Annotated in this window: 22 protein-coding genes and 1 tRNA gene; 14 read left to right on the top strand and 9 right to left on the bottom strand. The window is 69.1% G+C overall.

The window, feature by feature from the left end; all coding sequences use genetic code 11:
* Positions 1–39: 39 nt before the first annotated feature.
* On the bottom strand, positions 40–387 hold the full coding sequence (locus OF380_RS06410; RefSeq protein WP_264049935.1) for a cupredoxin domain-containing protein: 348 nt from the start codon (positions 385–387) through the stop codon (positions 40–42).
* Between the two features lie 196 nt (positions 388–583).
* Here OF380_RS06410 and OF380_RS06415 point away from each other — a divergent pair, with 196 nt between their 5' ends.
* A complete protein-coding gene (locus OF380_RS06415) occupies positions 584–3,469 on the top strand; it encodes an EAL domain-containing protein (RefSeq protein WP_404810546.1) in 2,886 nt (961 codons plus the stop codon).
* Positions 3,470–3,517: 48 nt separating this feature from the next.
* Here the strand turns inward: OF380_RS06415 and OF380_RS06420 are convergent, their stop codons facing one another.
* Positions 3,518–3,820 (bottom strand): hypothetical protein, encoded by a 303-nt coding sequence (locus tag OF380_RS06420; RefSeq protein WP_264049936.1) that lies wholly within the window; start codon positions 3,818–3,820, stop codon positions 3,518–3,520.
* Between the two features lie 210 nt (positions 3,821–4,030).
* Between OF380_RS06420 and htpG the strand changes: the two genes are divergently transcribed.
* The 4 genes from htpG (at position 4,031) to OF380_RS06440 (ending at position 8,317) form a co-directional block, all read left to right on the top strand.
* Positions 4,031–5,866 (top strand): molecular chaperone HtpG, encoded by a 1,836-nt coding sequence (gene htpG, locus OF380_RS06425; RefSeq protein WP_264049937.1) that lies wholly within the window; start codon positions 4,031–4,033, stop codon positions 5,864–5,866.
* 136 nt (positions 5,867–6,002) lie between these two features.
* A complete protein-coding gene (locus OF380_RS06430) occupies positions 6,003–6,302 on the top strand; it encodes a hypothetical protein (protein WP_264049938.1) in 300 nt (99 codons plus the stop codon).
* A 170-nt stretch (positions 6,303–6,472) separates the two neighbouring features.
* A complete protein-coding gene (locus OF380_RS06435; protein ID WP_264049939.1) occupies positions 6,473–8,095 on the top strand; it encodes a DEAD/DEAH box helicase in 1,623 nt (540 codons plus the stop codon).
* 146 nt (positions 8,096–8,241) lie between these two features.
* Positions 8,242–8,317, top strand: a tRNA-Thr gene (locus OF380_RS06440).
* Between the two features lie 171 nt (positions 8,318–8,488).
* Here OF380_RS06440 and OF380_RS06445 read toward each other — a convergent pair.
* The 3 genes from OF380_RS06445 to OF380_RS06455 form a co-directional block, all read right to left on the bottom strand.
* Positions 8,489–10,846 carry a bifunctional diguanylate cyclase/phosphodiesterase gene (locus tag OF380_RS06445; protein WP_264049940.1) on the bottom strand — a complete coding sequence of 786 codons (2,358 nt, stop codon included), beginning with the start codon at positions 10,844–10,846 and terminating at the stop codon, positions 8,489–8,491.
* A 341-nt stretch (positions 10,847–11,187) separates the two neighbouring features.
* Positions 11,188–13,953, bottom strand: a complete 2,766-nt coding sequence (locus tag OF380_RS06450) for a hybrid sensor histidine kinase/response regulator (protein WP_264049941.1) — start codon at positions 13,951–13,953, stop codon at positions 11,188–11,190.
* Between the two features lie 4 nt (positions 13,954–13,957).
* Positions 13,958–14,146, bottom strand: a complete 189-nt coding sequence (locus OF380_RS06455; RefSeq protein ID WP_264049942.1) for a hypothetical protein — start codon at positions 14,144–14,146, stop codon at positions 13,958–13,960.
* Positions 14,147–14,751: 605 nt separating this feature from the next.
* Between OF380_RS06455 and OF380_RS06460 the strand changes: the two genes are divergently transcribed.
* Positions 14,752–16,284, top strand: a complete 1,533-nt coding sequence (locus tag OF380_RS06460) for a sensor domain-containing diguanylate cyclase (RefSeq protein WP_264049943.1) — start codon at positions 14,752–14,754, stop codon at positions 16,282–16,284.
* Between the two features lie 80 nt (positions 16,285–16,364).
* Here the strand turns inward: OF380_RS06460 and OF380_RS06465 are convergent, their stop codons facing one another.
* Positions 16,365–16,808 carry a hypothetical protein gene (locus OF380_RS06465; protein ID WP_264049944.1) on the bottom strand — a complete coding sequence of 148 codons (444 nt, stop codon included), beginning with the start codon at positions 16,806–16,808 and terminating at the stop codon, positions 16,365–16,367.
* Positions 16,809–17,424: 616 nt separating this feature from the next.
* Here OF380_RS06465 and OF380_RS06470 point away from each other — a divergent pair.
* The 4 genes from OF380_RS06470 (at position 17,425) to OF380_RS06485 (ending at position 20,585) form a co-directional block, all read left to right on the top strand.
* Positions 17,425–18,378, top strand: coding sequence for a DUF4114 domain-containing protein (locus OF380_RS06470; protein ID WP_264049945.1), 954 nt, complete (start codon positions 17,425–17,427; stop codon positions 18,376–18,378).
* A gap of 50 nt (positions 18,379–18,428) precedes the next feature.
* Positions 18,429–19,022, top strand: coding sequence for a TadE/TadG family type IV pilus assembly protein (locus OF380_RS06475; protein WP_264049946.1), 594 nt, complete (start codon positions 18,429–18,431; stop codon positions 19,020–19,022).
* A gap of 13 nt (positions 19,023–19,035) precedes the next feature.
* Positions 19,036–19,674 carry a TadE/TadG family type IV pilus assembly protein gene (locus OF380_RS06480; RefSeq protein WP_264049947.1) on the top strand — a complete coding sequence of 213 codons (639 nt, stop codon included), beginning with the start codon at positions 19,036–19,038 and terminating at the stop codon, positions 19,672–19,674.
* A 317-nt stretch (positions 19,675–19,991) separates the two neighbouring features.
* Positions 19,992–20,585 (top strand): DUF4142 domain-containing protein, encoded by a 594-nt coding sequence (locus OF380_RS06485; protein WP_264049948.1) that lies wholly within the window; start codon positions 19,992–19,994, stop codon positions 20,583–20,585.
* 81 nt (positions 20,586–20,666) lie between these two features.
* Here the strand turns inward: OF380_RS06485 and OF380_RS06490 are convergent, their stop codons facing one another.
* Positions 20,667–21,017 carry a cupredoxin domain-containing protein gene (locus OF380_RS06490; protein ID WP_318784508.1) on the bottom strand — a complete coding sequence of 117 codons (351 nt, stop codon included), beginning with the start codon at positions 21,015–21,017 and terminating at the stop codon, positions 20,667–20,669.
* A gap of 424 nt (positions 21,018–21,441) precedes the next feature.
* Here OF380_RS06490 and OF380_RS06495 point away from each other — a divergent pair, with 424 nt between their 5' ends.
* Both OF380_RS06495 and OF380_RS06500 read left to right on the top strand, forming a co-directional pair.
* Complete coding sequence (locus OF380_RS06495) at positions 21,442–21,999, top strand: metallophosphoesterase (RefSeq protein ID WP_264049950.1); 558 nt, start codon at positions 21,442–21,444, stop codon at positions 21,997–21,999.
* Positions 22,000–22,301: 302 nt separating this feature from the next.
* Positions 22,302–22,667 carry a hypothetical protein gene (locus OF380_RS06500; protein WP_264049951.1) on the top strand — a complete coding sequence of 122 codons (366 nt, stop codon included), beginning with the start codon at positions 22,302–22,304 and terminating at the stop codon, positions 22,665–22,667.
* 72 nt (positions 22,668–22,739) lie between these two features.
* On the opposite strand, the gene OF380_RS06505 is transcribed toward OF380_RS06500, so the two are convergent.
* Positions 22,740–24,083, bottom strand: a complete 1,344-nt coding sequence (locus OF380_RS06505; RefSeq protein WP_264049952.1) for an MFS transporter — start codon at positions 24,081–24,083, stop codon at positions 22,740–22,742.
* 28 nt (positions 24,084–24,111) lie between these two features.
* A complete protein-coding gene (locus tag OF380_RS06510; protein ID WP_264049953.1) occupies positions 24,112–25,134 on the bottom strand; it encodes a helix-turn-helix domain-containing protein in 1,023 nt (340 codons plus the stop codon).
* Between the two features lie 406 nt (positions 25,135–25,540).
* Here OF380_RS06510 and OF380_RS06515 point away from each other — a divergent pair, with 406 nt between their 5' ends.
* Both OF380_RS06515 and OF380_RS06520 read left to right on the top strand, forming a co-directional pair.
* Positions 25,541–25,789 (top strand): hypothetical protein, encoded by a 249-nt coding sequence (locus OF380_RS06515; protein WP_264049954.1) that lies wholly within the window; start codon positions 25,541–25,543, stop codon positions 25,787–25,789.
* Positions 25,786–26,532, top strand: coding sequence for a hypothetical protein (locus OF380_RS06520; protein ID WP_264049955.1), 747 nt, complete (start codon positions 25,786–25,788; stop codon positions 26,530–26,532). Before OF380_RS06515 ends, OF380_RS06520 begins: the two co-directional genes overlap by 4 nt.
* Positions 26,533–26,538: the final 6 nt, after the last annotated feature.

A 26,538-nucleotide genomic window follows, 5' to 3' on the forward strand; every position in this document is an offset into this window, starting at 1 on the left:
TCCCCCGTCCCGGGAGAGCCGGCACCGCGTCGGGGAGGATCAGCGCCCTTCGACGCGGACGGTGAGCTTCATCTTGGGGTGGATTCCGCACAGGACCGCGAAGGTCCCCCCCTCCGTGAAGGCCACCAGGGTCTTGCTTCCGGGCTTCAAATCCCCGGAATCGAAGCTGAAATTCGGGGAATCAATGTAGACGTGGTGCAGGAGGTCGCCGTCGTCGTTGACGATCTCGACGCTGGCACCGCGCTGCAGGATGACGGCGTTCGGCTGGAACGCGCGCCCCTTCTGGGAGACGTGCAGGGTCGGCGCGCCGATCGCTGCCAGGGCGAGCCCGCCCGTCGCGGCGCCCACCGCGCCGAAGGCAAGACAAAAAAGGGAAATACGTCGCATACGTTGTCCGTTCCTGCCGCGATGCTTCGGTCCCGACACGAGATTCGGCTTCGGTTTCTGTACATTTCTCAGCCCTGCCAGCCTTTCACAAGCCGGTGAAGTATGAGTTAAAGGCCCGAATGCCGGGGCCATGCTTCAAGACGACCTTAACATCTTCGCGTCATCCTGAGCCTCATCGTTGGATGGGACCGCATTGATGACATCTCGCGAAGCGCCGGTGACACCGTCCCGGGAGCGCCCTCGGCGCGTGACGGACACCATCGGCGCGCTGGTCGGCACGATCCGCGGTCGGATCGTGATCGCGTTCCTGGTGATGAGCGCGATCACGGGCGTCCTCGGCCTGTCGGCGGCCTCGAGCATCCGCCGCGCGGACGAATTGGTGAGCCAGACCTTCGACCGCTCGCTGATGTCGATCAACTACGCGCGCGCCGCCGCCACCGACTTTGCCGGGATGCGGTCCGTGGAGGCGCGTCGCTGGGTGATCACCGATCCGGTCGCCCGGGCCGCCCTCGACGAGCGGCTCGTCAGCCTCCAACGCCTGCTTGCGGAGGACCTGGAGATCGCCGTCGCGCGGGCCCAGTCCGACCGGGCCACCGGCGCGGCCCGGGCCGCCGAACAGGCGGTCTCCGCCTGGACCGGCGCCCGCGCCAAGCTCTCCGAACGGGACCGGGGCCAGGCGGCCTACGCGGAGCTCGACCGGCATGCCGCCGCCGCCGAGGAAAACTTCGACCTGTTCATCAACTACACGGCCGGCGACGGCTTCATCTATCGCCAGCAGGCGCGCGCCATCGTCGCCCGCGAGACGCGGATCAACCTGTTCGGCACGCTGATCGCCGTACTTCTCTCGGGCACGGTGGCGTTCTATCTCTCACGCCGCATCATGGGTCCGCTGGCCGATGCCTCGCAGGCGGCCTCGCGCATCGCGGCGGGCGACCTCAGCGGGACCATGCCGGCGGGGGGCGCCGACGAGGTCGGCACGCTGCTCGCGGCCATGGGCGTCATGCGCGACAACATCCGCCAGGCCATGGAGCGGGAGGTCGCGCAGCGGATCTCGGCGGAGGACCGGCTCGCCGATGCCCTCGAAACCTCGCGCGAGGGCATCGTCGTGGTCGACGAGACCGGCCGCATCACGCTCACCAACAGGCAGGCGGACGACTATCTCGGATTTGCCGCCGGGACCTTGCCGCCCGGCAGCGCCATCGCGGACCTCGCCCCCCGGGACGGCACGGGGCCCGGCAGCCTGGCCCGGGCCCTCCTCAATGCCGCCGACGAGCACAGCGAGTTGCGCCTCGCGGACGGCCGCTGGCTGCGGATCAGCCGAAGCGCAACGCGCAGCGGCGGCTTCATCGCGGTCTGCAGCGACATCACCCTGCTCAAGGAGCAGGAAGCCACCCTGCAATCGACCAACCTGCGCCTCGACACCGCCCTCGACAACATGTCCCAGGGTCTGTGCCTGTTCGACGCCGCCGGCCGCCTCACCGTGGTCAACCGCCGCTACTGCGAGATCTTCGACCTGACGCCCGAGGATCTGCCCCTGGGCCTGTCCTATCGGGCGGTCACGGCCCTGGGTTCTGGCGGAAGGGACGACCCGCACCCCGACGCCTTCGCCCTGGCGCTCGCCGAGACGTCGGCCGGGCGCGCATCGAACACCGATTTCCTCCACCTCAGCGACGGCCGCGTTGTGGCGGTCTCGCACAAGGCCGTGCGCGGCGGCGGCCTCGTGGCGACCTTCGAGGACGTGACCGAGCAGCGGGAGGCCGACGCCCGCATCGCCTTCATGGCCCGCCACGACGTCCTCACCGGCCTGCCGAACCGGGCGATGTTCGGCGAGCGCATCGAGGAGGCGGTCGCCCATCTCGGCCGCGGCAACCCGTTCTCGGTGCTGTGCCTCGACCTCGACCGCTTCAAGGAAGTCAACGACACCCTCGGCCACCCGGTCGGCGACGTGCTCCTGCGTGCCGTGGCCGACCGGCTGCGGGCCTGCGTGCGCGAGGTCGACACCGTCGCGCGCCTCGGCGGAGACGAGTTCGCCATCATCCTGTCGGACACCGAGCGGCCGCAGGATGCCGCCGTGCTCGCGCGCCGCGTCATCGAGGTGGTCAGCGCCCCCTACGACCTCGACGGCCACCGCGCCAGCGTGGGCGTCAGCATCGGCATCTGCCTGGCCCCGGGCGACGGCACCGCCTGCGACAAGCTCCTCAAGAACGCCGACGTCGCCCTCTACCGTGCCAAGGCGGACGGACGCGGCACCTGGCGCTTCTTCGAAGTGGAGATGGACATCAGCCTCCAGGCGCGGCGCGCCCTCGAACTCGACCTGCGCGAGGCCCTCGGGCGCGGGGAGTTCGAGCTGCACTATCAGCCGATCTACGATTTCCGCACCCAGCGGATCGGCGGGTTCGAGGCCCTGGTGCGCTGGCGTCATCCGGTCCGCGGACTCGTGCCGCCCGGCGAGTTCATCTCGGTCGCCGAGGAGATCGGCCTCATCGTGCCGCTGGGCGCCTGGTGCCTCACCACCGCCTGCACCGAGGCGATGCGCTGGCCCGACGGCATCAAGGTGGCGGTGAACGTCTCGGCGGTGCAGTTCCGCGACGAGGTCGTGGTCGAGGCGGTGCGCGAGGCCCTGTCCAAGAGCCGTCTGCCGCCCGGCCGCCTGGAACTGGAGATCACCGAATCGGTGCTCCTGAAGGACAACCTCGCGACGCTCGCGACCCTCTATGCCCTGCGCCGCCTGGGTGTGCGCATCGCCATGGACGATTTCGGAACCGGCTACTCCTCCCTGAGCTACCTGCGCAGCTTCCCGTTCGACAAGATCAAGATCGACCAGTCCTTCGTGCGCGACATCACGAACAAGAGCGATTCCGGGCTGATCGTGCGCGCGGTGATCGGCCTCGGACTCAGCCTGGGGATGCGGACCACCGGCGAGGGGATCGAGACCGAGGCCCAGTTCGACCGGCTGCGCTGCGAGGGCTGCGACGAGGGACAGGGCTACTACTTCGCCAAGCCCGGCCCCGCGCGCGACGTGCCCGCCATAATCGAGCAGTGGTCCTCCGGGGCGAAGGGCGTGTCCCGCGCCGTGGCGTGACACGCGAAAGGGTCCGGGCCGGCGCCGGTCCGGTCCGGAGTCACGGCTTCAGTCGACGACCTTGAGGTCGTTCACGTTCACGTCGCCGTTCTGGCTGGTGAAGGTCGGTGCCCGTCCGTTGGACTGCGAGACGCCGCCGATCCGGTGGTCACCGCTGTCGTAGGTGGTGAGCTTGCCATCGGTCTCGACCAGCAGGCGCTGCTTGTCGGGGAAGAAGGCGTAGCGCAGGCCGTTCTGGCCGCCGCTGGTGGACGGCTGGCCGAGTTCCTGCGGCCACCACGGCTCGGCGCCCTTCATCGGCTCCATGGGCTTCATCGGTTCCATGGGCTTCATCGGCTTCATCGGTTCCATTTGGCGCGTCTCCTGTCGCGGTGCTGTGAAGTCACGGTGACGTTCGAGACGTCCCAAGGTTGCACACGGTGGGGCGATCGGTTCCGCCGAGCCCGGCGGGAGCCCCCGCCGCCGCGGTGGAGCACCGACCTTGGCCGCCATTGAATTCCTGAAACCGCAGAGGCATATCGCGCCCGGACATCATCCTTTTCGACACCCGGAGGCGATCCCTTGAGCGACACCGTGGAGCGGCACGAGTTCGGTGCCGAGGTCGGGCGCCTGTTGGACCTCGTGGTCCACGCGCTCTATTCCGACCGTGAGATCTTCCTGCGCGAACTGGTGGCCAACGCCGCCGACGCCATGGACCGCCGCCGCTTCGAGGCGCTGACCGATCAGGCCTCCGCGCTGCCCGCCGACGCCCGGGTCCGCATCGTGCCCGACAAGGCAGCCCGGACCCTGACGCTGTCGGATGCCGGCATCGGCATGACCAAGGCGGAACTGGCCCAGAACCTCGGCACCATCGCGCGCTCGGGCACCCGCGCCTTCAGCCAGAGCCTCAGCGATGCCAAGCCCGAGGACAAGCCGAGCCTGATCGGCCAGTTCGGCGTCGGCTTCTACTCGGCCTTCATGGTCGCCGACCGGGTCACCGTCACCTCGCGCCGCGCCGGCTCCGAGGAGGCCTGGACCTGGGCGTCCGAGGGCCAGGGCAGCTACACCCTGGAGCCCGCCACCCGCGCGGAGCCCGGCACCGACATCGTCCTGCACCTCAAGGCGGATGCCGACGAGTACCTGGAGAGCTACCGCCTCGACCACGTCGTGCGCAAATGGGCCGACCACATCACGGTGCCGATCGCGATCCAGGGCGAGGATGGCAACGAGGAGAACGCCAATCAGGGCACGGCCCTGTGGCGCAAGCCGAAATCCGAGGTCACCCCCGAGCAGTACACCGAGTTCTACCGCCACGTCGGCATGAACTTCGACGAGCCCTGGGCGACCCTGCACTGGCGTGCGGAAGGCGCCCTCGAATTCTCGGCCCTGCTGTTCGTGCCCGGCATGAAGCCGTTCCAGGCGGTGGAGGGCGAGCGCGGGAGCAAGGTGCGCCTGCACGTACGCCGGATGTTCATCACCGACGAGGCGGAACTCCTCCCCTCCTGGCTGCGCTTCGTCCAGGGCGTGGTCGACACCGAGGACCTGCCCCTCAACGTCTCGCGCGAGATGCTGCAGGCGACCCCGGTCCTGACGAAGATCCGCCGCGCGGTCACCGGCCGGGTGCTGACCGAACTCACCAACCGGGCCAAGGACGCCGAGGGCTACCGGCCGTTCTGGGAGAATTTCGGCCCCGTCCTCAAGGAGGGCATCTACGAGGACCATGAGCGCCGGGCCGAGATCGCTCCGCTCCTGCGCTTCCAGTCCTCGGCCGTGGAGGGCTGGACCTCGCTGCCGGACTACGTCGCGCGCATGAAGGACGGCCAGGAGGCGATCTATTACCTCGTGGCGGACGATGCCGATGCCCTGAAGCGCTCGCCCCAGCTCGAAGGTTTCCGGGCTCGCGGCGTCGAAGTGCTCCTGCTCTCCGACCACGTGGACGCGTTCTGGCCGGAAGCCCTGGCCCGCTTCGAGGACAAGCCCCTGCGCTCGGTGACGCAAGGCGCGGTCGATCTTTCGAAGTTCGCGGGCGAGACGCCCGAGGGCGAGGAGGGACCGGCTCCGGTCGACGCCCTGGTCGGTGCCCTCAAGGCGGCGCTCGGGTCGGACGTGTCGGACGTGCGCGCCACGGACCGCCTCGTGGAGAGCGCCGTGGTGCTCTCGGCCTCCGGGCAGGGCCCGGACCTGCAGATGCAGCGCCTGCTCCGCCGGGCGGGACGCGGCGGCGGCGGCATGCCGGTGCTGGAGATCAACCCGCGCCATCCGCTGATCCGGGCGCTGAGCGCCCGGGTGGAGGCCCAGGACGACATCGCCGACGCCGCCGGCACGCTCCTCGACCTCGCACGCGTCCAGGACGGCGATACCCCGCGCGACCCCGTCGCCTTCGCGCAGAAGATGGCGGCGGCCCTGGCGACCGCCTGATCGCGGTTTTCGGACGTATTCAGAATTCGGCGGGGCGTTCTCCGCCGGATTTATGATGCCACATTTGCCTATCAAAGGACGGAACGAGTGGCAGGGTACGGGGTTAGGCTCCAGAAGAATTAATCTTGGAGGAAACATGACCGCTCGGAATCTTGCCCTCGCCACCGCCGCCCTGATGCTGACCGCCACCTCGGCCTTCGCGGCTCCCTGCGCGACCGGCACCACCAGCTCGATGAAGGACAAGTCCGCCTCGATGGAGAAGTCCTCGAAGGTGGATGGCGGCTCGACCACGAACGTGACGCCCGGCGCCAAGGCCGAGTCGCCCGGCACCGTCGGCGCGATGAACAACGTCGGCGCCAACACCCAGCCCGCCCCCGGCGAGAAGAAGCCTGCCGAGGGTCAGGTCGTGAAGGGCGACGGCGCCGACAATTGCTGATCCGGTGATCGGCGGCGCGCCCGGGCTTCCGGTCGCGCGCCGAACCCGTCAGACTCACGAACGCCTCGCGGGCCGATCCGGCGCGTGGGGCGTTCTCGCGTCCAGAGCCGTCCGGGGCGCGGCAGATTGGACACGGACACGGGGCGGCACCGGCGCTAGAAGCCCCGCCGATGGAACTCCGCTCCTACCAGCGTGCCAGCCTCGACGCGCTCCGTGCCGCCTGGGCCCGGGGTGACGGCGCCAGCCTCATCGTCCTGCCGACCGGGGCGGGCAAGTCCCTCGTCATCGCGGCCCTCGTGCGCGAGCTCCTGGAGGAATCCCCGGGCTACCGCGTCGTCGTGGTGACCCATACCCGTGAGCTGATCGCGCAGAATCACCGGGAACTCCTCGCCCTCTGGCCGGAGGCACCGGCCGGCATCTACTCCGCCGGGCTCGGCCGGCGGGACGCGGGCGCGCAGGTTCTGTTCTGCGGCATCCAGTCGATCTGGAACCGGACGCAGGCGCTCGAGCCCTTCGACCTCGTCGTGGTGGACGAGGCGCACCTGATCCCGCGCGATGCCGAGACCCGCTACGGCCGGTTCCTCGCCGCCCTCAGGCAGGCCCGCCCGGCCCTGCGCGTGGTCGGCCTCACCGCGACGCCCTATCGCCTGGACAGCGGCCGCCTCGACGAGGGCGCCGGCCGCCTGTTCGAGCGCATCGTCCACGAGGCCAATGTCGGCGACCTGATCCACCAGGGTTACCTCGCGCCGCTGATCTCCAAGGCCACGCGGACCGCCCTCGATGTCAGCCAGGTGCCGAAGCGCGGCGGCGACTACATCCCGAGCGCCCTCGAAGCCGCCGTCAACCAGGACTGGATCACCCGCGCGGCGGTGGAGGAGATGGTGGGCTACGGGCATGGACGCCGCGCCTGGCTCGCCTTCTGCGCCGGTGTCGCCCATGCCGAGGCCGTGCGCGACGCGATCCGGGCCGAGGGCTATCCCTGCGAGACCCTCTCGGGCGAGACGCCGAAGCGCGCGCGCGACCGCATCGTCCGGGCGTTCCGCGAAGGCCGGGTGCGCTGCCTGACCTCGGTCGGCGTGCTCTCCACCGGGTTCAACGTGCCCGAAGTCGACCTCGTCGCCCTGCTGCGGCCGACCCAGAGCACCGGCCTCTACGTCCAGCAGGTGGGCCGGGCCCTGCGCCGCGCGGCCGGCAAGACCGATGCGCTCATCCTCGATTATGCGGGCCTGGTGCGGATGCACGGCCCCGTCGACATCGTCACCAGCCACAGCGCCGCCGCGATCCGGGGCCGCGAGGGCGAGATCCGCGCCAAGCCCTGCCCCGGCTGCGGCGCCCTGATCGCCCTCAACGCCAGCACCTGCGAGGCCTGCTGGGTCGAACCGGACAGCGAGGACGGCCCGAGCCACGAGGCCACGGCGGACGATGCGCATTCCATCCTCTCCGGCGCGCTCCCGACCTGGCAGGAGGTGGTGGATTGGCGCTTCGCGTCCCGGGCGCGCCCGGGCCAGCCCGACGACCTCGAGGTCGTCTTTCTGCTCACGGACCACCGCACCCACCGCATCGTCGTCGCGCTGGAGCAGGCCGGCTATCCCCGCGAGAAGGCGGTGCAGTGGTGGCGGCAACTCGGGGGCGGGCGCGATGCCCCGATGACCGTCGCGGACGCCGTGGACCAGCGGCATGCCCTCACCCGCCCAAGGGCGATCCAGGTCCGGGCGAGCGGCCGCCTGACCGAATCGATCAGCTACCGATTCGACGACGGACGCACCTTCGCCGACACGCGCCGGGTGGCGTGATCCGGAATCGCGAGGCGCCCGACCCGTCGCGAGGCCCACCGAACCGCGACGCGCCCGGCCGTAGGGTGGGGTCGGCGCGACGCAACGGCGAGCCGGGACCGGCGGACTTGCGCCGGACGGACGGCGCTGCTAGCGCATCACCCTGCGCCGGTTTAGCTCAGCTGGTAGAGCAACCGCCTTGTAAGCGGTAGGTCGCGAGTTCAAGTCCCGCAACCGGCACCATTTTTTCCTATCCCGCATCGAAACTCCCGCCATCGGTGTCCACCGGCATCCGGACCGTCGATTCGCGAACCGCCCCGACGGGAAGCAGGTCCAGGCTTCGTTTCGACGCGCGTCCCGCACGCCCAACCGGCACGCGCTTCGGCAAAGGAGCGCACGTCGGAAAAGAGCACCTTAGGCCGCCAGTTCGATCCCGTCCGACGGGTTGCCCTGCGCCGGTGGGGCGGGCCGGCCGATCAGGTACCCCTGGACCGCGTCGCACCCGATGTCCCGCAGGAGGTTGAGCTGCTCCAGGCTCTCCACACCCTCCGCCAGGGTCGGAATGTCCATGTCCCGGCCCATCTGCGTCACGGCCTTGATCACCGCGAGGGACTGCTTGTCGTGCAGCGCCGCGGCCACGAAGCTCCGGTCGATCTTGATGCGGTCGAGCGGGAGATCCCGCAAATGGGCCAGGGACGAATAGCCGGTTCCGAAATCGTCCATGGCGATCTTGATGCCGAGGCTGCGCAGCGCCGTCAGGGTGTGGGCGATCTGGCGCCCGTCCTCGACCAGGGCCGTCTCCGTCAGTTCGAGTTCCAGGCGATGCGCTGGAAAGCCGCTCTCCGAGAGGGCCTGCGCGACATGCGTCAGCAGCAGGGGGGATCGCAGCTGGACCGCCGACACGTTCACCGCGAGATGGTGGCTCGGCGGCCATCGCGCCGCTTCGCGGCAAGCCTCCTCGAGGACCCATTTTCCGATCGAAACGATCAGGCCGTTCTCCTCGGCGAGCGGTATGAAGTCGGCCGGCGACACGAGTCCCCGCAGGGGATGCGTCCAGCGGATCAACGCTTCGTAGGACACGACCTGATCGTCCGTCAGCGACATGATGGGCTGGTAGACGAGGTGAAATTGCCGATGGGCCAAGGCGCCGCGCAGATCGTTCTCGAGATGGCCGCGCTCGGCGATGGCCTCCATCATGCCGGGCTGGTAGCGCACCGCCTGCCCGCGACCGCGCCGCTTGGCTTCGTAGAGCGCGATGTCGGTGCGTTGCATCAGGTCGTCGAGACTGCTGCTGTCCGTAAAGTCGCAGATCCCGATGCTGCAGCCGATGACGACGGTCACGCTGTCCAAGGCATAGGGCCGATCGATCTCGGTGACGATCCGCTCGGCGAGATCCCGGCCGGAGGTCGCGTCGCCCGGCGTGAGGATCGCGAACTCGTCACCGCCCTGGCGTGCGACGAAGCCCTCGTCGGAGAACCGGCGGAGCCGGTCGGCGACGGCGACGAGAAGCTGGTCGCCCGTGAAATGCCCGAAGGTGTCGTTGACGGCCTTGAACCGATCGAGGTCGATCAGGAGGAGGGTCGAGGGGATGCCGCCGCGATGATCGGTCAGCAGGCGCTCGCTGAGCGCGCGCCGATTGGGAAGCCCGGTGAGCGGGTCGTGATAGGCCAGGTGCGAGATTTCCTCCTGGGCGCGCCGGTCCCGGGTCACGTCATCGTAGGTCAGGACGGCGCCGTCCGTCATCGGCTGGCAGGCGATCATCAGGATGCGGCCGTCGTCGAACTGATGTTCGACCCGCGTCTCGGTACGCTTCTCCATCCAGAGCCAGTGGTTGCGCACCACGTTGGCGGTGCGGTCGACGCTCCATCCGTTCGCCTTGCCCGTCATGGCCAGGAAACGCTCCAGGCGCATGCCCACCGAGAGCTCGTCCGGAGACAGCCCGAGCATGGTGCACAGGCGCTGGTTGTAGAGCTCGATGGTCCCGTCGGACGCGATTTTCAGAATGCCGTTCGACATGCTCTGCAGCGCCGTGGCGAGCACGTTCAGATGCGCTTTTTCCTGGGCCTCGAACCGGCCCGTCGCGGCCAAGGCGATGAAGGCCCCGACGATGAGGATCGCGGTGCCTCCCGCCGTCAGGAGACTCAGCGCCACCTGGATGTTCGGCACGAGCGCACCCGCGTGCTGGCCCTCGATGCTGGTTCCGGCCAACGAGGTGAAGTGCGTGCCGCAGACCGCGAGCACGATCAGCGGACAGGCCACGGCGTACGGATGCCGCTGCGGCGGCAGACCCCGCACGATCCCCATGACCGTCGTGCCCACGAGGCACGCGAAGGCGTTGGCGAGCGCGGACTGATCCTGCACGCAGCCTTCCAGGGCGGACATGCCGGTGATGTGCATCGCGCCGATGCCGAACCCGGACCCCGCACCGAGCAGCGCCCGCAACGATCTGCGGGCCGGCATCGCGGAAAGAGCGAAGGGTAGGCCGACGGCCACCACGGCGATCAGGGCGGAGGCCAGCGTCCTGCCGAAGCTGTAGCTCAGGACGATGTCCGTGCGGTACCCGAGCATGGCCATGAAATGCGTGGTCCAAACCCCGACACCGGCAACCACGGCCACGGCGATGAGCCATCCGATGCGTCGCTTCCCGGATCTGTCTTCCGCCTTCCGGATCAGGTGGACCATCAGCCACGCGCTGACCGTACAGATCGTGGCTGCCGCCAGAACGAAACTGACCGCCTGAGATTCGAGAAGCGTGACGAGCGTAAGCAGCATGCTTGCCGCGTATCAGTTACTTGTTGTCGTTTCGTCAAAGCGCGAAGTAAAAATTCGGTTAAATCGAAACATCTCTCCGGAGCGCCGCAGCTACACGACCTATTCGGTTAGGATTCTGCAGGATCTCACGAATCCGTGATCGGGTCCGATGCTATCAGCCCTTCCTCGAAGGGGCGGCCGTGACCCTCTTCGAGACCACCGCAAATCATGAGCGGCGGCAGACGTATCTTGCGTGGGTGGGCAGTGGGTGTCGCGGCGGGACCGCTCGGGCCGGGCCGACGATGTCACGGCCGAGACCGGCCCTGCTGCCGCGCCAGGCCCCGCTGTCTCATGAGGATGCGTCAGCCCTGCGCGATCATTTCGCGGATGCGCACACCCAGCGTCTCCACCACGAAGGGCTTGGTCAGCACCGCCATGCCGGGTTCGAGGTGGCCGTTGCCGACGACGGCGTTCTCGGCGTAGCCCGTGATGAAGAGCACCTTGAGGTCGGGCCGGTTCACGCGGGCGGCGTCCGCCATCTGGCGACCGTTCATCCCGCCCGGCAGCCCGACATCCGTGACGAGCAGGTCGATCCGGACGTCCGATTGCAGCACCTTGAGCCCCGAGGCGCTGTCGGCGGCCTCGATGGCGGTATAGCCGAGATCCTCCAGCACCTCGGTCACCAGCATCCGCACGGTGGGCTCGTCGTCGACGACGAGGACCGTCTCGCCCTGCTCGGCGCGCGGCGCTTCCGTCAGACCGCCCAGCGGGTCGTCCTCGGTCACCAGGCCGTGATGGCGCGGCAGGTAGATGCAGGCGGTCGTGCCCTCGCCCACCTCCGAGTACAACCGCACCTGCCCCCCCGACTGCTTGGCGAAGCCGTAGATCATGGACAGGCCGAGCCCGGTCCCCTGGCCGATGGGCTTGGTGGTGAAGAACGGGTCGAACACCTTGGCGAGCACGTCGGGGCCCATACCGGTGCCGGTATCGGTGACACAGAGCGAGAGGTACTGCCCCTCGGGCACGTCGTGCTTGCGCGCCGCCCAACGGTCGAGCCAGGCGTTCGCGGTCTCGATCGTGATGCGGCCCCCATCCGGCATGGCGTCGCGCGCGTTGATGCAGAGATTCAGCAGCGCGTTCTCGAGCTGCGGCGGGTCGACCAGGGCCGCCCACAGCCCGGCGGCCCCGACCACCTCGACCGTGACGGCGGGGCCGACCGTGCGCCGGATCAGCTCTTCCATGCCGCGCACGAGCGTGTTCACGTCGGTGGGCTTCGGGTCGAGCGTCTGGCGGCGCGAGAACGCCAGCAGGCGATGGGTCAGCGCGGCAGCGCGCTTCGCTGCCCCCTGGGCGGCCGACATGTAGCGATCGATGTCCTTGAGCCGCCCCTGACCGATACGGGTCTGCATCAGCTCCAGCGAACCGGAGATGCCCGCGAGCAGGTTGTTGAAGTCGTGCGCGAGCCCGCCCGTGAGCTGGCCCACAGCCTCCATCTTCTGGGACTGGCGCAATTGCGCTTCGAGGCGTTCCCTCTGCTCGGCGGCATCCTTGTCCGCGGTGATGTCGCGGCCGGTCCCCGTCAGGCGCCTGCCACCGGGCTCGGGCGCCAGCTTCCACGCGACCCAGCGCCAGGTCCCGTCGGCGGCCCTGAGCCGGTCCTCGAAGCGGACCGGCTTGTCGCTGGCCCGCATCGCGAGCAAGGCTTCCATGACGACCGGGAAATCGTCCGGATGGACGAGTTCGGCATACGGCCGGGCGAGCAGGGTCTCCTCGGTATGGCCCAGCAGCGTCGTCCACGACGGACTGACCCGGAGCAGGCGGCCCTCGTAATCGGCCTGAACGAGCAGGTCCTCGCTGAGCTCCCACAGGCGGTCCCGTTCGGCCGCCAACCCGGCCTCGGCGTCCCGCTGGCCGGTCACATCCTGGACGAAGACGTAGAAGCCGTCGACCGCGCCCCGGGAATCCCGGCGCGGTTCGTAGCGGATGTCGGCGATGCGTCGGCGCCCGTCCGGCCAGGGCCACAGCAGATCCGTGCGAACCGCCGTTCCGGCGAGCGCCCGCTCCATGTTCGGCCGCCGCGCCCGGAACCCGGCCTCGCCGACGATGTCGGGAACCCGCCGGCCGGCCACCTCCTCCGGCGTGCGTCCGAACCAGACGCGGGCGGCATGGTTCACGAAGCGGTAGGTCAGGCTCCGGTCGACGAAGCCGACGAGCAGCGGGAGCGCATCGGCCACGAGGCGCAGGTCGGCCTCGCTCTCGCGTAGGCTCGCCTCGGCGAGCTTGCGGTCGTGCACGTCCTCGACGACGCCGTACCAGCGGATGATCGCGCCGGCTTCATCCCGGCGCGGGTAGGCGCGGGCCCGCTGCCAGCGGTACTCGCCCGTGGCGGCGATGCGGATGCGGTAATCCACGTCCACCGGCCCGCCCGAGGACAACGCGGCCGAGAAGGCCGCCCCCGTCGGCGCTAGGTCGTCGGGATGCAGCGCCTTGGTCCAGCCGGTGCCGTCCGGCTCCCCGGGCGCCTGCCCCGTGAGTTCGAGCCAGCGGTGCGAGTAGGAGGTGATGTTGCCGTGCGGATCGCAGGTCCAGGGCACCTGCGGGTTGAGCTCCACCGTCTGCCGGAAGTGCTCCTCGCTTTCGCGCAGCGCCTTGTCGCCCAGCACCCGCGCGGTGGTCTCGTTGGTGAAGACGAACAGCCCGGCCACGCCCCCCGCGCCGTCGAGCACCCGCGAATACGAGAAGGTGAACCAGGTGTCGGCGCCGCCCCGGTCGGTGGCGAGCTTCCACGGCAGGTCGTCGAAGCGCCGGCTGCGCCCCGCGAACGCATCGTCGATGATGGGCCTCGCCTGGTCCCAGGCATCGGCCCAGACCACGTCGAAGCGCTCGCCCATGGCCCAGGGCAGGCGAGGTCCGAGCAGCGGGACGTAGGCGTCGTTGAAGAAGAACGTGAGGTCCGGCCCCCAGGCGAGGATCATCGATTCCGGCGAGTTCAGCACCAGGCTGAGGGCGACGCGCAAGCCTTCGGGCCAGGTCTCGGGAGCCCCGAGGGGATGACCCGACCAGTCGCACGTGCGGATCATGCGGGCGGCCTCGCCGCCGCCGGCGAGGAAGGCCAGGGACTCGCTCATGCGATCAAGCCTCGGCCGCCGAGGACGGCACGTCGCGGTGGCTCTCGAAGGCGTGCACGCGAGCGTCGAGCGGGCGCGGCGCCGGGCGCACGACCGCGCTCCTGTCGCCGTCGCGCCCCGGGGTGAGCGCCCGCCCGGTGGCGGCTGGACGCCCGGGACTGAGCGAAAGGGTGACGGGCTTGCGGCAAGGCATGCGGACGTTTGGCCTGTCGAATTTGCTCCGACAACGCGTCGACCTGCCGCAAGGCTGCATCGTCGGGCCGAGGCGCGCAGGTCCGGACCGCCGAAGGCGCGGACGCCGACGCGCACAGGAGTCGTCGTCCCGGAGGGCACCGGCAGCCGCCGGACATCCGGTGCGGGAAAAGGCTGCCCGGGCTCATGCCCGCACCGTGTCCGCCCCGATCTGCGGTGCGGCCCAGGGGCAGCATCGATCCACCGGGAGCCGGCGAAGCGCGCCTGCCTCGGTCACACCGACATCCGTGCATCCCTGTAGTCGATGCTTCGCGCCTCGAAATACCAGACGGCAACGATCGAGCAAATTGCCAAGCTGTTGGTCAGTTTTCTGACGAACGCGCATCGAAAAAACGCAGAACGATGCCGTCAGAGATCATGCCAGGAATTCTCTGTTGCGTTCGATGACGATTTATTAAGGATAGAATCACTGTCGGTTTTCCAACATCATCTGCCGTAGCGCATTCTTAATTCTTGGGGCACCAAGGACCAAGGAGACACCACGAAGGCAGGAAGCGCTCGCCCATGATCCTTCCAACATGATCCTTCCGACATGATCCTGCCGACATGATCCTTCCGGACCGCTTCGCGCGCCGGCTCCGCTCCGCCCGGACATGGATCGTCCTCGGCGTGCTGGCGCCCCTCGGGATGCTCGCCGTCTCCGGCCTGATGCTGCTCGACCTGAGGCAGGATGCCTGGGACAAGGCCGGGCAGACCTCGAAGAACCTGCTACAGGTCATCGAGCGCGACATCGCCCGCAACGTCGAGATCGTCGACCTCTCGCTCCGGGCCGTCCAGGACAATCTCCGCGCCCCGGGCCTCGCGCAGCTCGAGCCGGAGATGCGCCAGCTCGTTCTGTTCGACCGCGCGGCGTCCGCGCGCGACCTCGGCGTCATGTTCGTCCTCGACGAGAACGGCGACGTGATCATCGACGCCGCGGCCTTCCCGCCGCGCAAGGGCAACTACGTCGACCGCGACTACTTCCAGGCCCACAAGGCCAACCGGCATCTCGGCCTGCATGTGGGACGGCCGATCGTCTCACGCCTCACGGGCGAGCGCATGCTGACCTTCACCCGGCGGATCGACAAGCCCGACGGCTCCTTCGGCGGGCTGGTGCTCGGGAGCCTGAAGCTGACCTTCTTCAGCCGCCTCTTCGACCAGATCGGCCTCGGCAACGAGGGCGCGATCAACCTCTATCTGCGCGACGGCACCCGCATCACGCGCCACCCTTACCTGGAAGCCGATATCGGCGTGAACATCGCCGGCTCTCGAACCTTCGACCGTTTCGCACGCGAAGGCAGCGGCAGCTTCGTCGAGACCTCCGTCCGCGACGGCATCAGGCGGCTCTACACCTTCGCACGCGTCGGCGACCTTCCGCTGATCCTGAACGTGGCGCTCGCCGTCGACGCGATCGAGAGCGGATGGCGTGCAAAGGCGCTCGTCATCGGCGTCGTCGTGCTGGTCCTGTGTGGGCTCACCGCCGCCCTGTCGCTGCTGTTCGGGCGCGAGCTCCGCCGCCGCGCCGCCATGCAAGCCGAACTCGCCCAGCTGTCGCTCACGGATGCCTTGACGGGGCTGCCGAACCGGCGCCGGTTCGACGAGGTGTTCGAACGAGCCCGGAAGGGCGCGCGGCGGACGGACAGACCGCTGTCCCTGCTCGTCGTCGATGCCGATCACTTCAAGCGCTACAACGATCGGTACGGTCACTCGGTCGGGGACGAGGTGCTCCGCTGCCTGGCGCGCTGCCTGTCGGCCAGCGTGCACCGGCCGGACGACCTCGTCGCCCGCGTCGGCGGCGAGGAGTTCGTGATCCTGCTGCCCGACACCGACCTCGACGGAGCCCACCGCATCGCCAGGAAGGTGCACGCGGTCGTGGCGACGCTGGCGGTGCCGACGGCCGGCATCGGCGCGGGTGCTGTCACGGTGAGCATCGGACTGGCTGTCGAGGACGGCGTGGGAGGCACCGCCGGGGGAGAACTCTACGAACGCGCCGACGCGGCCCTCTACGAGGCCAAGGCGGGCGGACGCAACCAGACGCGGTCCGCGACGGCCACGAAACCGCGCGGGGCCGGACCGCCCATGCGTCTCGTGGCGTCCTAGGCGGCGGCTTCGGCGATATGGCCGGAGCGTCGAGAACCCGGCGCACCCCGACGAGGGCCGGGCCCGTTGTGGGGATCGGGTCAGGCGAGGTCGTTCTGTTCCTCGGGCTCCTCGGGGAGCCGCTCAGACGGATCGACCGTTTCCTGGGTGTGGCTGCCCTCGATCCGGGGGGTCTGGGCCGTCGCCGCCTGCCCGGCCTCGCCCTTCGGCGCGGAGCCCTCGGGATCGCGGTTGCCATTCCGCGTGATCACCTGATCCATCGGGACGTCCAGCGGATCCTGCTTGTTCTCAGCCATCGTTTCCTCGCCTGTTGTGTTGCCGGTTTTTTGCAAGTCTTCTCGCAGAGGACCAACGGCTGAGCCCGACCGAGGTTCGCGCGGGTGTTCATCGTCGCGCTCGGCAGGGAAGCGGCCTGCCGGATGGGTTCGTCCCGCAGCGGTGGCGCCGAACAAAAAGCCCGCCTCGGATTGCTCCTGGCGGGCGAAGGTGTTGCCTCGGGTAAGGACAATGGCCGGACGGGTCATTCCGCCGACTCCGTGCGCCCCTTGCACGATCTTTGCCACGGAGATGTGACGCACCAGGTGGTCGACGCGAGAAATCCGTCCGGGATTGCCGATGCCCGCCGTTCGTTCCCTCGAAGCCGGATGGGACGATGCCGAGCGCCGCAGCGTGGCCTCAGCCATCCGCCGGCCGACGAGGCCCCCGGGCTGGCTTCGTTTCCGTCAGGATCATCCAGCCGGGAAACGACAGGATACACGCGCACCGATAAGATTATCGCGACGCCAGGACTCCCTAAACCCTGTTCTCCTCATGCGATTAAGCAGGTCATCACGATCGTGCGATCCACTAACCGGCTGTCGAATCACGCGTGATATCTTCGACATGACTAGACCGTAGAACAGCGGAAACTTTTTCCGAACGTCAGAAAGAACGATCTTCGCTCGTGTGCTTCAGGGAGTTTTTACGATCTCCAGCCTTCTACTGCCGAGGGTCCGTGGGTCGGCAACGCGCAGGGCGGCGGCCGAAGGGGAGACCGTTCAGACCATGCGGCACGCGAGGCGCCTTCGAGGATGCGAGGACGGAAACATCTTCATCCTCTTCGCGCTCAGCCTGCCCGTTCTCCTGGGGGCCGCGGGAGCCATGATCGACTACGGCAACGCCATTCGGATCCGGAACGCCGAAGCGAGCGTCGCCGATTCGACGGCGTTGCTGGTGGCGAACGCCGAGACGCCCGCCGCGGCCCTGGAGGCCTTCCGGCTGGCGAACGCGCAACTAGTCCGGAATCTGGGCGATCAGAGTTCTTCCGGTGGCTACAGGATCAACGGAGCCTGGATCGACGGCTCGAACTATCGGGTGACCGTATCGACGACGATGAAGACGATGTTCGTGCACCTGCTGCCGGGCATGGCGAAGGAGATGCAGGTCGACGCCGTGACGACCGTGAATCGCGTTGCCCCAAAGTATCAGACGGCGCCACCGACCTTCACGCAGCTCTCGCCCGATGCCGCCGATTACAACCGCATCTACGTCTACTGCTATTCCTCGGATCCGAAGCGCCAGAGGGAGCCGGACCTCGGCCGACGCGGCCTGACACCGATCGCGGACAATGCCGGCACCCGGTACGATATGAGCAGCGCACCCACCTGCGAAGAGGGCGAAGCGCCCAGCTTCCTGCTGCGCAACGTCCGGGACAAGCGAACCAGCCCGAGCAACTGGAACGATACCGGCCGGCAAACCTATAATTACTACACGGATACGAAGATCGACAACAGCACACTCGTGCACACGATCCAGATGAAAGGGTCGAACATGGGAACCGGGGAAGTCATCGACGTGGTCAAGTATCCCATACTCGAAACCATCATCTGCAACACCCAGCGGGAATGCACACCCCGATCGGCGGGCGGCATCATCGCCGATCGTACGAACGCCACGGCCTCGGTCGCCACCGGAAGCTGCGAGAAGGGGAAGTTCATGTATTACGGCTGGGAGGACAGACCAGGGGGCGATCGGGACTACAACGATATCCGGCTCGTCGTGAATTGCCCGATCCCGGAGCGGATCGCGGACAAGAAACTGAGAATCGTCGAGTAACCGTCCTCATTCCATGCCCGTCACCCGTCTCATCCGAGGCATTCCGCCGTATGACCGCTGAATCCGCAATCGCGAGGAGGTGCGCGGCCCGCTGGCGGCGCCTGCGTGCCGATCAGGGTGGCGCGGCGGCCCTGGAATTCGCCCTCGTGAGCCTGCCCTTCATCACGCTGTTCCTCTCCATCCTCCAGATTTCCCTGGTCTACTGGGTGGGCCAGAACCTCGAGGATTCCCTGCAGAGGGGCGCGCGCACGCTCTACACCGGGACATTCCAGGGCGACACCCGGACCCAGAAGGACGCCTCCACCCTTCTGACCAACCTCAGGACCAAGATCTGCAGCCGCGGCGTCGCGTTCGACTGCAACAACCTGAAGCTCGACGTCTCGGTGAGCACCTCCTTCGCGGGCGGCGCGGTCCCCACCGCCCTCGATACGCGGACCGGCACCTGGATCAGCGGATTCGGTACGAAATACACCTGTGCCAATCCGGGCGCGATCGTGGCCGTGACGGCCGCCCTGAAATTCCCCGTCGCCTTCACCTTCCTGAACGCCGGCGCGTCGGCCTTCAGCGACGGGTCCAGGCTCATCCAGTCGACGTACGTGATGCGGGTCGAGCCCTATGACGTCTCATCCGGCTCCGCCTGCTGAAGCGGACGGCACCGTGTCGTCCCCCCCACGCTTGCCGCACAGCTTTGGCGCGTTCGCGCGCGCGGACGCGGGCGCCTCGGCCATCGAATTCGCCCTCGTGCTGCCCATCATGCTCGCGATCCTGGTCGGATGCCTGGAATTCGGCCGGGCCCTGGACAACCAGCGCAAGGTCGAATCCCTCGCCCGCACCATCGCCGACCTGACCTCGCAGGGCGACACGACCGATGTCATCCGGTCCGCGACGATGGCCGACATCGTGGCGAGCGGGAAGCTCGTCCTGGGTCCCTTCAACGGGACGGCCGTGAAGATCGTGGTCAGCGCGCTGGCCGTGGACCTCGCCGGAACGGTGACGAAACCCCGCGTCTGCTCGAGCTATGCCACCGCGAACGCGTCCGCCCGGAGCCTGGGCCTGGCCGGCGACGTCACCATTCCGACCGGGTTCAACACGCCGGGCATGCGCTACGTCTTCGCCGAGATCTCGATGCCCTACACCCCCCTCTTCGGCAGCGAGGTGGTGCGCTTCTTCACGGGGGCGAACAACGTGTTCTCGCTCAGCTCGTCGATGCCCTGGCCGGTGCGTGTGGGGAAGAGCTACAACGAGAACCCCTACAACGAGGTGATCATGCCGGGCGGCAGGGCATGCTATCTGTGAGCGCCCCGCCACCATCCCGCTCCGCGCTGCCGGCACCGACCGCCCGCCTCCTCGAGCGGTGACCGGACCGGGCTTTGGGACCGAGGCGATGCGGGCCGCCCGGGGGTGAAAGCTATCTCGCTGCCTCAGACGGGCGCCGCTGACAGCCGCTCCCGCTGCCGATGCGCCATGCCGACGCATTCAACCCTTGCGCGCACCTCGCAGGAAACATCGCCCGATCGGGGCAGGTTGGCGCGTCGTGAGGATCTCCTGGACCGAGTTCCCGAACCTTGCCGGTCCGGCGATCCCGTACCCAGCGCCCATTCGAGGAAACACCCATGCGTCGTCTTGCCCTCAGCGCCGTCGCGCTCGCTTTCGCCCTGCCGACCCTTCCCGCCATCGCCCAGAACGCCCCGAGCACCGTCTCGGAGAAGACGGGCAACAAGGCCGCGATCATGGGAGAGGCCGAAGCCCGCCATGCCGCCGACACCACGACGGCCGGGCTCATGGCGCTCGAAACCAGCCGGATCGCCTTGAAGAGAGCGCAGAACCCGAAGGTCAAGGAGTTCGCGCAACTGGAAGTCGCCGAGCAGGAGACCATCGCGGACGTGCTCAAGTCCATGCGCGACCAGAGCGTCCCCGCGAGCGGCCAGGTGAAGGCGCCTTCGGCCGAGGTCGTCCAGACCAATCTCGATGCCAAGGGCAAGGCGATGGCCGAGAAGCTGCAGAAGGCCGAAGCAGGCGCTGCCTTCGACCGCGACTACGTGCAGGGGCAGATCGAGGGCCACAACCAGTTGCTCGAGATCCAGGAAACCTACCTGAAGACCGGCAAGGACCGGGAGAACCTGAACGTCACGAAACTGATGCGCGGGCAGATCAAGGAGCACCTGACGCTCCTCCAGGACATGCTGAAGCAGCTCGGCCGGAGCTGAGATCCGCAGCGCTCGCCGCCCCCTCGGACGGAGGGGGAGGCGAGCGCCCGTCATCGCTCCGAGGGGACGGGCATCGCGGCCTCAGCCGGCGGGGGCCGTCAGCACCAGCTTGCCCTCGAACGGGGCCTTGCGATTCCGATTGCTCGTGCAGGCGTAGGTCGTCTGCCCTTCCTTCAGGGTCCGGATGCGCAGCACGCCCTTGCCGTTCTGCTTGACGAGGTAGCCCTTCTCGCTCGCCACGTGGACGAGGTCGCCGTCCGCATGCAGCACGTTGGCATTCTCGAACTGGCCCGGCGCCGTGAGGGTGACGGGCTCCGGCGCCTGGCTGGCGATGTGAAGTTCCACGTTGGTGTTGGCGGGAAGCTTCAACTCGGCCGGCGCGCAGACGGGCTTGTCCCCGTCCATCGTGATCGTGAGTTCGACGGGCGGCATGACATCGCTGGAGGCAGGGGGCAGCGGCTTGCTCTGAGCAAACGCCGCGGGGGCGAAGGACGTGGCCGCAAGCGCACCAAGTCCGAGCAATGCGTATCGCATGGGATGACCTCGACGGATCTGAAGGGAATGCCAGGGTAAGAACCGCCCCGGTGCGGAGTTCCGGCACGCGGCGGCGCGCCGCAAGGGCAGCGCACCGCTCCGGGTGGCGAAGCGACATCGCGTCGGCTTGCCGGCTCCAGAGGCGGCACCATCTCGGGAAGCGGCATGTCGCGGGACGGCATGGCTCCTCCCCCGCCCGAGTTCTTCCCCGCTCCAGTCCTTCCCCGCTCCAGTCCTTCCCTGCTCCAATCCTTCCCTGCTCCAATCCTTCCCCGCTCCAATCCTTCCCCGCTCCTTGGCGAGCGCATCCCATCCGGGACGCATGGCGATCTTTTTCACGGCCGACACGCATTTCGGTGACGCGCCCCTCGTCGAGCGGCGGCGTCGGATCTTCGGCTCGGTCGAGGCGCATGACGAGGCGCTGATCGCGCGCTGGAACGCGACCGTCTCCGTCGAGGACGAGGTCTGGCACATCGGCGATTTCGCGGCCGGCGCCAGCCGTGAGCATTGCGCGGCCGTGTTCGCCCGGCTCAACGGCGTCAAGCGCCTCGTGCGCGGAAACCACGACACCAATCGCGTGCTCGACCTGCCCTGGAGCGATCCCCCCGTGGAGAACGCCCGTATCACGGTGCAGGACGAGACGGGGCGCGCGTGGCGGCTCTTCCTCTCGCACTACCCGCATCGGTCCTGGCCGGGCTTCTGGCGCGAGACGCGCCACCTCTACGGCCACACCCACGCCTGCCTTCCCGACACCAGCCGGGCCTGCGACGTCGGAGCCGATGCCTGGGCGTATTCACCGGTCGGCATCGAGGCGCTCATCGCCCGTCAGGACGCCGCGCCGCAGGCCCCCGAGGAAATGGCGGCGCGGGGCCTGCGCTGACGCTGTCCGAAGGCCCACCGCACGCGAAATCCCGACGGCCTCGACGGCGCAGCCGGATCAGGCACAGAGAAACGCGGGGCTCCTCGTAGCCGTGTGCCGGCGCACCGTCCTCGCCGTCATGGTGCTCGTCGGGCAGGATAATGCCCGGGCGATTCCGCCTCACCGGGTCGCCCTCGTTGGCAGACTCGCTCTCCCGGGGGCAGGAAGACGGGGGCGTCGTCGGCCACGAGCCAAGTGCGAAGTTTCGCGTTGTTGCTGTTTTGTTCCTAGCTCAAACCCGCCGAATCGGCCATATTCGGGTCATGCGCAAGATCGTCCTCTGTGCCCTCCTGTCGATCAGTCTCACCGGGACACGCGCGGACGCGCAAACCCCGGCCCGCTCCACCGGCGACCTCGCGTCCCTGGAGCGCGACTGGCACGGATGCGTGCGGGAGGCGTTCCAGCGCCAGCCCGCCAGCCAAAGCCGGGCCGCCTCGCAGCGCAGCGCCCTCGACGAGTGCCAGGCCGGCGAGGATGCGTACGTGGCCGCCGCCATGCGGATGGAGGGTCGCTCGGCCGATCGCGGCGCGCGCCGGGAGCTGACCGAACGGGCCCGGGCCTGGGCCTCCTCCGTCGCCGCCGAAGTGATCGATCCGGTCTCGTCCTGGCTGGAGGCCCTCCGGCGCTAGGGCACGTTCCGCGGAGGCGGGTCCCGGTTCGGCGCTGGCGAGTCCGGACCGGGCCGGTGGCGATCATTCCGGCTACGGCCGGGCCTGCGCGGGCCTGCCCCGGGCGGCCCGCACCGCGAGCCAGGCACCCGGCACCCCCACCAGCAGGAACAGCGTGATCAGGGCCCGCCCGAGCTGGTCGGCGCCGTAGACGGTGTCGGCGAGGAGCCCGAGCAGCACCGGGCCGGTACCGGAGGCCACCAGGGTCACGGCGGCGATGAAGAGCGCGCTCACGCGCCCCCGCAGGGTGATCGGCGTCAGCCACTGCACCCCGGTCAGGGCCGCCGGCGAGGCGAAGCCGAGGACGACCATGAGCAGGGTGAAGGCGGCGAGCGAGAGTATCCGGTCCTGGGCGGTCGCCATGGCCGCGACGATGGGCAGGGCGAGCACCAGGGCGAGGGCGAGCATCCACGAGGCCGCCGAACGCCGGTGACGCGCGGCGATGCGGCCGAGGATCAGTCCCCCGCTCAGGTGACCGACCGGACCGCCGACCAGCAGCAGGAATCCGAGGGTGATCCCGCATTCGGCCGGGCTCATGCCGTGGCTGCGCACGTAGAAGGTCGGCCCCCAGGCGGCCAGGGTCCGGCCCATCAGGACGGCGGCGGTGGAGGCCGCGACGTGCGGCAGGTAGATGCCGCGCCGGCGCATCACCCAGGCGAAAGCGGTGCGCAAGCCCGGTCGGACCAGGGGTGGTGTCGGCGGCAGGCGGACCGAGGCCGCGGCGAAGATGAGGAGGAGGTTGGGCAGGCAGGCCAGGACGAAGATCGCCCGCCACGGGGGCAGCGTCCCGAGGCCCGGGAACCAGGCGCCGCCGCGCGACACCAGCCATGCGAGCACCGCGCCACCGGACAGGAGGGCGAAGGATTGCCCCAGGCTCCCGGCGGCCGTGAACAGCGAAACCGCGAAGGCCAGGCGCCCGCGTGGGGCGTGATGGGCAATGAGCGAGAAGGCGGCCGGGGCGACGCCCGCCTGTCCGAGGCCCAGCGCGAGGCGACTGAGGACCAGGGCGGCGAAGGATCCCGCCAGGCCGAAGCCGAGGGTCGCCAGGGTCCAGACCGCGATGCTCGCGAGCAGGATGGTGCGCTGGTGCCCGCGATCCGCCAGGGTGCCGAAGAACGGCATCGTCAGCGCATAGAGGAACACGAAGGCCGAACCGAGTAGGAGGCCGAGCTCCGCGTCGCTCAAGGCCAGCGCCTGCTTCACGGGCACGGCCACCAGGGTGATGAGGAAGCGGTCGCTGGCGGCCGAGAGCTGCGCGCCCGTCAGGAGCAGCATCAGCGGCAACAGACGCGCCGACAGGCCGGTCCGCTCCGGGCCGGACGGTTCGCGCAGGGCTGGGTCGCGCAGGACTGGGTCGCGCATGTCCGGCGTCGTCACCCCGGAATCCGTGCGTGGAGCGGGCGCATCAGTAGAGTTCGCAGAGCCACTCGGTCAGGATCGCCCTTGGACCCCCATCGGTCCGTGCCTCGCTGCGGCGCCGGTTCAGGCCGGCGCGGAATTGCCCCGGCGGGCAGCCGAACGCATCCCGGAAGCTTCGGTTGAAATGCTGCTCGCTGGTGAACCCGTAGGCATAGGCCAGGGTGGCGACGGAGCGCGTTTCACCCTGGCGTCGAAGGGCCTGGCGGACGCGTTCGAGGCGCCGCTGCCGCAGGTAGCGGGCGACGCCGCCATCCCCCGAGAAGGCGCGGTACAGGAGGCTGCGGGAGACCGCGATGCCGGACGCGATGACCTCGGCGTTCAGGTCCGCCTCGCTCAGGTGCGCCTCGATGAAGGCCTCGGCCTGGCGACGGCGCGACTCCTCTTCCGGCCAGTCATGCGTGCCGGCCCAGACCACCGCCTCGGCCGGTGGATCCTGCCCCCGCAGGGCTGCCGCCAGCAGCATGCCGATGGTGGAACTCGACCGGGTGACGACGCCGGGATCGAGCATGGCCGAGCGCCGGGTCAGGGAGACCAGGAAATCGCCCAGGAGGCCGCCGACGGATTCCGGCAGGATCGCTCCGTGAAAGGCCCGGATGTCCGGCACCAGGGGCTCGATCAGGTCCCGCGCCACCGGCGTGGAGATCACGTTGACGTCGTAGGAGCGGCTCTGCTGCGGCAGGCTGTTGTCGAGGACGAGGATCTCGCCCGGTCGCATCCGGCGCTCATGGCCGGGCGGCCCGGCGAGCATCTCGCCGACCATCAGGAGATGGAGGGTGATGTGGTCGAAGGCGTCCCGCCGCACCCGTGTCGGGTTCCGGCTGTGCCCGAGGCCGTTGAGGCTGCGCTCGAACAGGATCATCCGGTCGAAGCGATAGGCCTGCACCCGCGCGTGGAAAGGACCCCCGACACGGGCCACGTCGGCGCCCGCGGCATACAGGTCGTGATAGGCGCCGAACGCGAGGTCCGGGCACAACCTGTCCGTGCTGAAGGTGATCGACGGGAGCGACACGATGGCGAACCGGAGGGGCGCCCGACAGGGCAAGGACGACGTGGGGACCGGGACGAAGGACCCGGGTCCCGCGCGTCCGTGCTAACTTACGCGCGACGCGAGCTTCAAACCAGATCCGCCTCACGGCTCTGTGAAGACAAAACCCGGAGTTTGAAGACGTAGTCGAGATGTGATGCCGCAGCGTCACGCATTTTCCTTGGCGCGGCAGGCATCATCTCAACTGAGCCCGGGTCCTTCAAAAGCAACAGGCGCGTACAGCCCTCTCGCCGTTCCGGCGCGGGGCACGGGACCCGCGCATCCGGCCGCCCCCGGGACGGGGCGGGACGGCGTGCCGCAACGCCCCGGTAACCGTTCCGGTTTAGGTCCGGGGAACCCCATCGTTTCCAAAAACCCACGATCGGCATTGATGACCCGAGACCAGTTGGCCGCCGAACTCCTCCGCATCTCCAAGCTGCAGCTCAGCGACATCACCCGCGCCGTGAAGAACGGCGAGAAGTCCATCGCCCTGAACGAGGTGGTGGACCTCGGCCGGCGCCTCAACCGCCTCGCCGACGCGGTGGCGGGCCGGCCCGCGCCGACGCCCGCCGCCCCGGCGCCGGGCGACCAGGTACCCGGCGGCCAGGTACCCGGCGGCCAGGTGCTCGTGGAGGCGTGAGCGCCGCATCCGAGTGGCGCGCCGCGCGCAACGTCGCGGCGCGCGGGCGCCTGGAGCGGGCGCTCCCGGCGATCTTTCCCGGTGCCGTCCTCCGGCACGCCCTGGCGCGCCCGCTGATCCCCCCGACGCCGCGCCTCGCGGTGGAGAGCTACTGGCGCATGCACCTGATGCGCGCCGACCGCCTCGCCCGCGCGCTCGCCACCCGCTCGGGCCATCCCGAGGGCTGGACCTGGCGCCTGGGCACCGCCAAGGATTCGGGGCTCGCGGCCACGTTCCGGCTGCCGCCCTCGCCCTTCCGCGAACCCGCGCATACGCGCGGCAAGGGGCATTGCTGCATCTGCGGCCAGCCCGTCTACCGCTTCGGCTGGCACCGGGACCTCTGGGGCACGGGCGTCCCGAACAAGAACGCCCGCTGGCACGCGGCCTGCGTGACCGCCTGGAAGCTGTGGGTGGCCCCCAGCGACCAGGTGAAGGTGCTCAAAGCCCATCAGCGCCACCGCTGCGCCGCCTCCGGCAAACGCCTGTTCCGGACGGCCGAGGTCGACCACCGGGTGCCGCTCTACCGGGTCTGGCGCGAGCACCGCGATGCGCCCTGGCCGACGCTCCTCCGCTACTGGGGAGCGCCGAACCTCCAGGTCGTCAACCGCGTGGCCCATGTGGAGAAATGCGGGATCGAGGCGGGCGAGCGGGCCTCGAACCGGCGCGGTCCGCGCGCCGAGCCCGAGCAGGAGTCCCAGACCTGACCCGCG

Source organism: Methylobacterium sp. FF17 (genome assembly GCF_025813715.1).
GTDB classification, from domain to species: domain Bacteria; phylum Pseudomonadota; class Alphaproteobacteria; order Rhizobiales; family Beijerinckiaceae; genus Methylobacterium; species Methylobacterium flocculans.

Excerpts from the sequence above, each read along its gene's own strand:
- OF380_RS06415 (WP_404810546.1), top strand. The coding sequence starts at position 584 with ATGACATCTCGCGAAGCGCCGGTGACACCGTCCCGGGAGCGCCCTCGG.
- OF380_RS06445 (WP_264049940.1), bottom strand. The coding sequence starts at position 10,846 with ATGCTGCTTACGCTCGTCACGCTTCTCGAATCTCAGGCGGTCAGTTTC.
- OF380_RS06485 (WP_264049948.1), top strand. The coding sequence starts at position 19,992 with ATGCGTCGTCTTGCCCTCAGCGCCGTCGCGCTCGCTTTCGCCCTGCCG.
- OF380_RS06470 (WP_264049945.1), top strand. The coding sequence starts at position 17,425 with ATGATCGACTACGGCAACGCCATTCGGATCCGGAACGCCGAAGCGAGC.
- OF380_RS06475 (WP_264049946.1), top strand. The coding sequence starts at position 18,429 with ATGACCGCTGAATCCGCAATCGCGAGGAGGTGCGCGGCCCGCTGGCGG.
- OF380_RS06460 (WP_264049943.1), top strand. The coding sequence starts at position 14,752 with ATGATCCTTCCGGACCGCTTCGCGCGCCGGCTCCGCTCCGCCCGGACA.
- OF380_RS06435 (WP_264049939.1), top strand. The coding sequence starts at position 6,473 with ATGGAACTCCGCTCCTACCAGCGTGCCAGCCTCGACGCGCTCCGTGCC.
- OF380_RS06495 (WP_264049950.1), top strand. The coding sequence starts at position 21,442 with ATGGCGATCTTTTTCACGGCCGACACGCATTTCGGTGACGCGCCCCTC.
- OF380_RS06410 (WP_264049935.1), bottom strand. The coding sequence starts at position 387 with ATGCGACGTATTTCCCTTTTTTGTCTTGCCTTCGGCGCGGTGGGCGCC.
- OF380_RS06515 (WP_264049954.1), top strand. The coding sequence starts at position 25,541 with ATGACCCGAGACCAGTTGGCCGCCGAACTCCTCCGCATCTCCAAGCTG.
- OF380_RS06465 (WP_264049944.1), bottom strand. The coding sequence starts at position 16,808 with ATGACCCGTCCGGCCATTGTCCTTACCCGAGGCAACACCTTCGCCCGC.
- OF380_RS06500 (WP_264049951.1), top strand. The coding sequence starts at position 22,302 with ATGCGCAAGATCGTCCTCTGTGCCCTCCTGTCGATCAGTCTCACCGGG.
- OF380_RS06420 (WP_264049936.1), bottom strand. The coding sequence starts at position 3,820 with ATGGAACCGATGAAGCCGATGAAGCCCATGGAACCGATGAAGCCCATG.
- OF380_RS06490 (WP_318784508.1), bottom strand. The coding sequence starts at position 21,017 with ATGCCGCCCGTCGAACTCACGATCACGATGGACGGGGACAAGCCCGTC.
- OF380_RS06430 (WP_264049938.1), top strand. The coding sequence starts at position 6,003 with ATGACCGCTCGGAATCTTGCCCTCGCCACCGCCGCCCTGATGCTGACC.
- OF380_RS06450 (WP_264049941.1), bottom strand. The coding sequence starts at position 13,953 with ATGAGCGAGTCCCTGGCCTTCCTCGCCGGCGGCGGCGAGGCCGCCCGC.
- OF380_RS06455 (WP_264049942.1), bottom strand. The coding sequence starts at position 14,146 with ATGCCTTGCCGCAAGCCCGTCACCCTTTCGCTCAGTCCCGGGCGTCCA.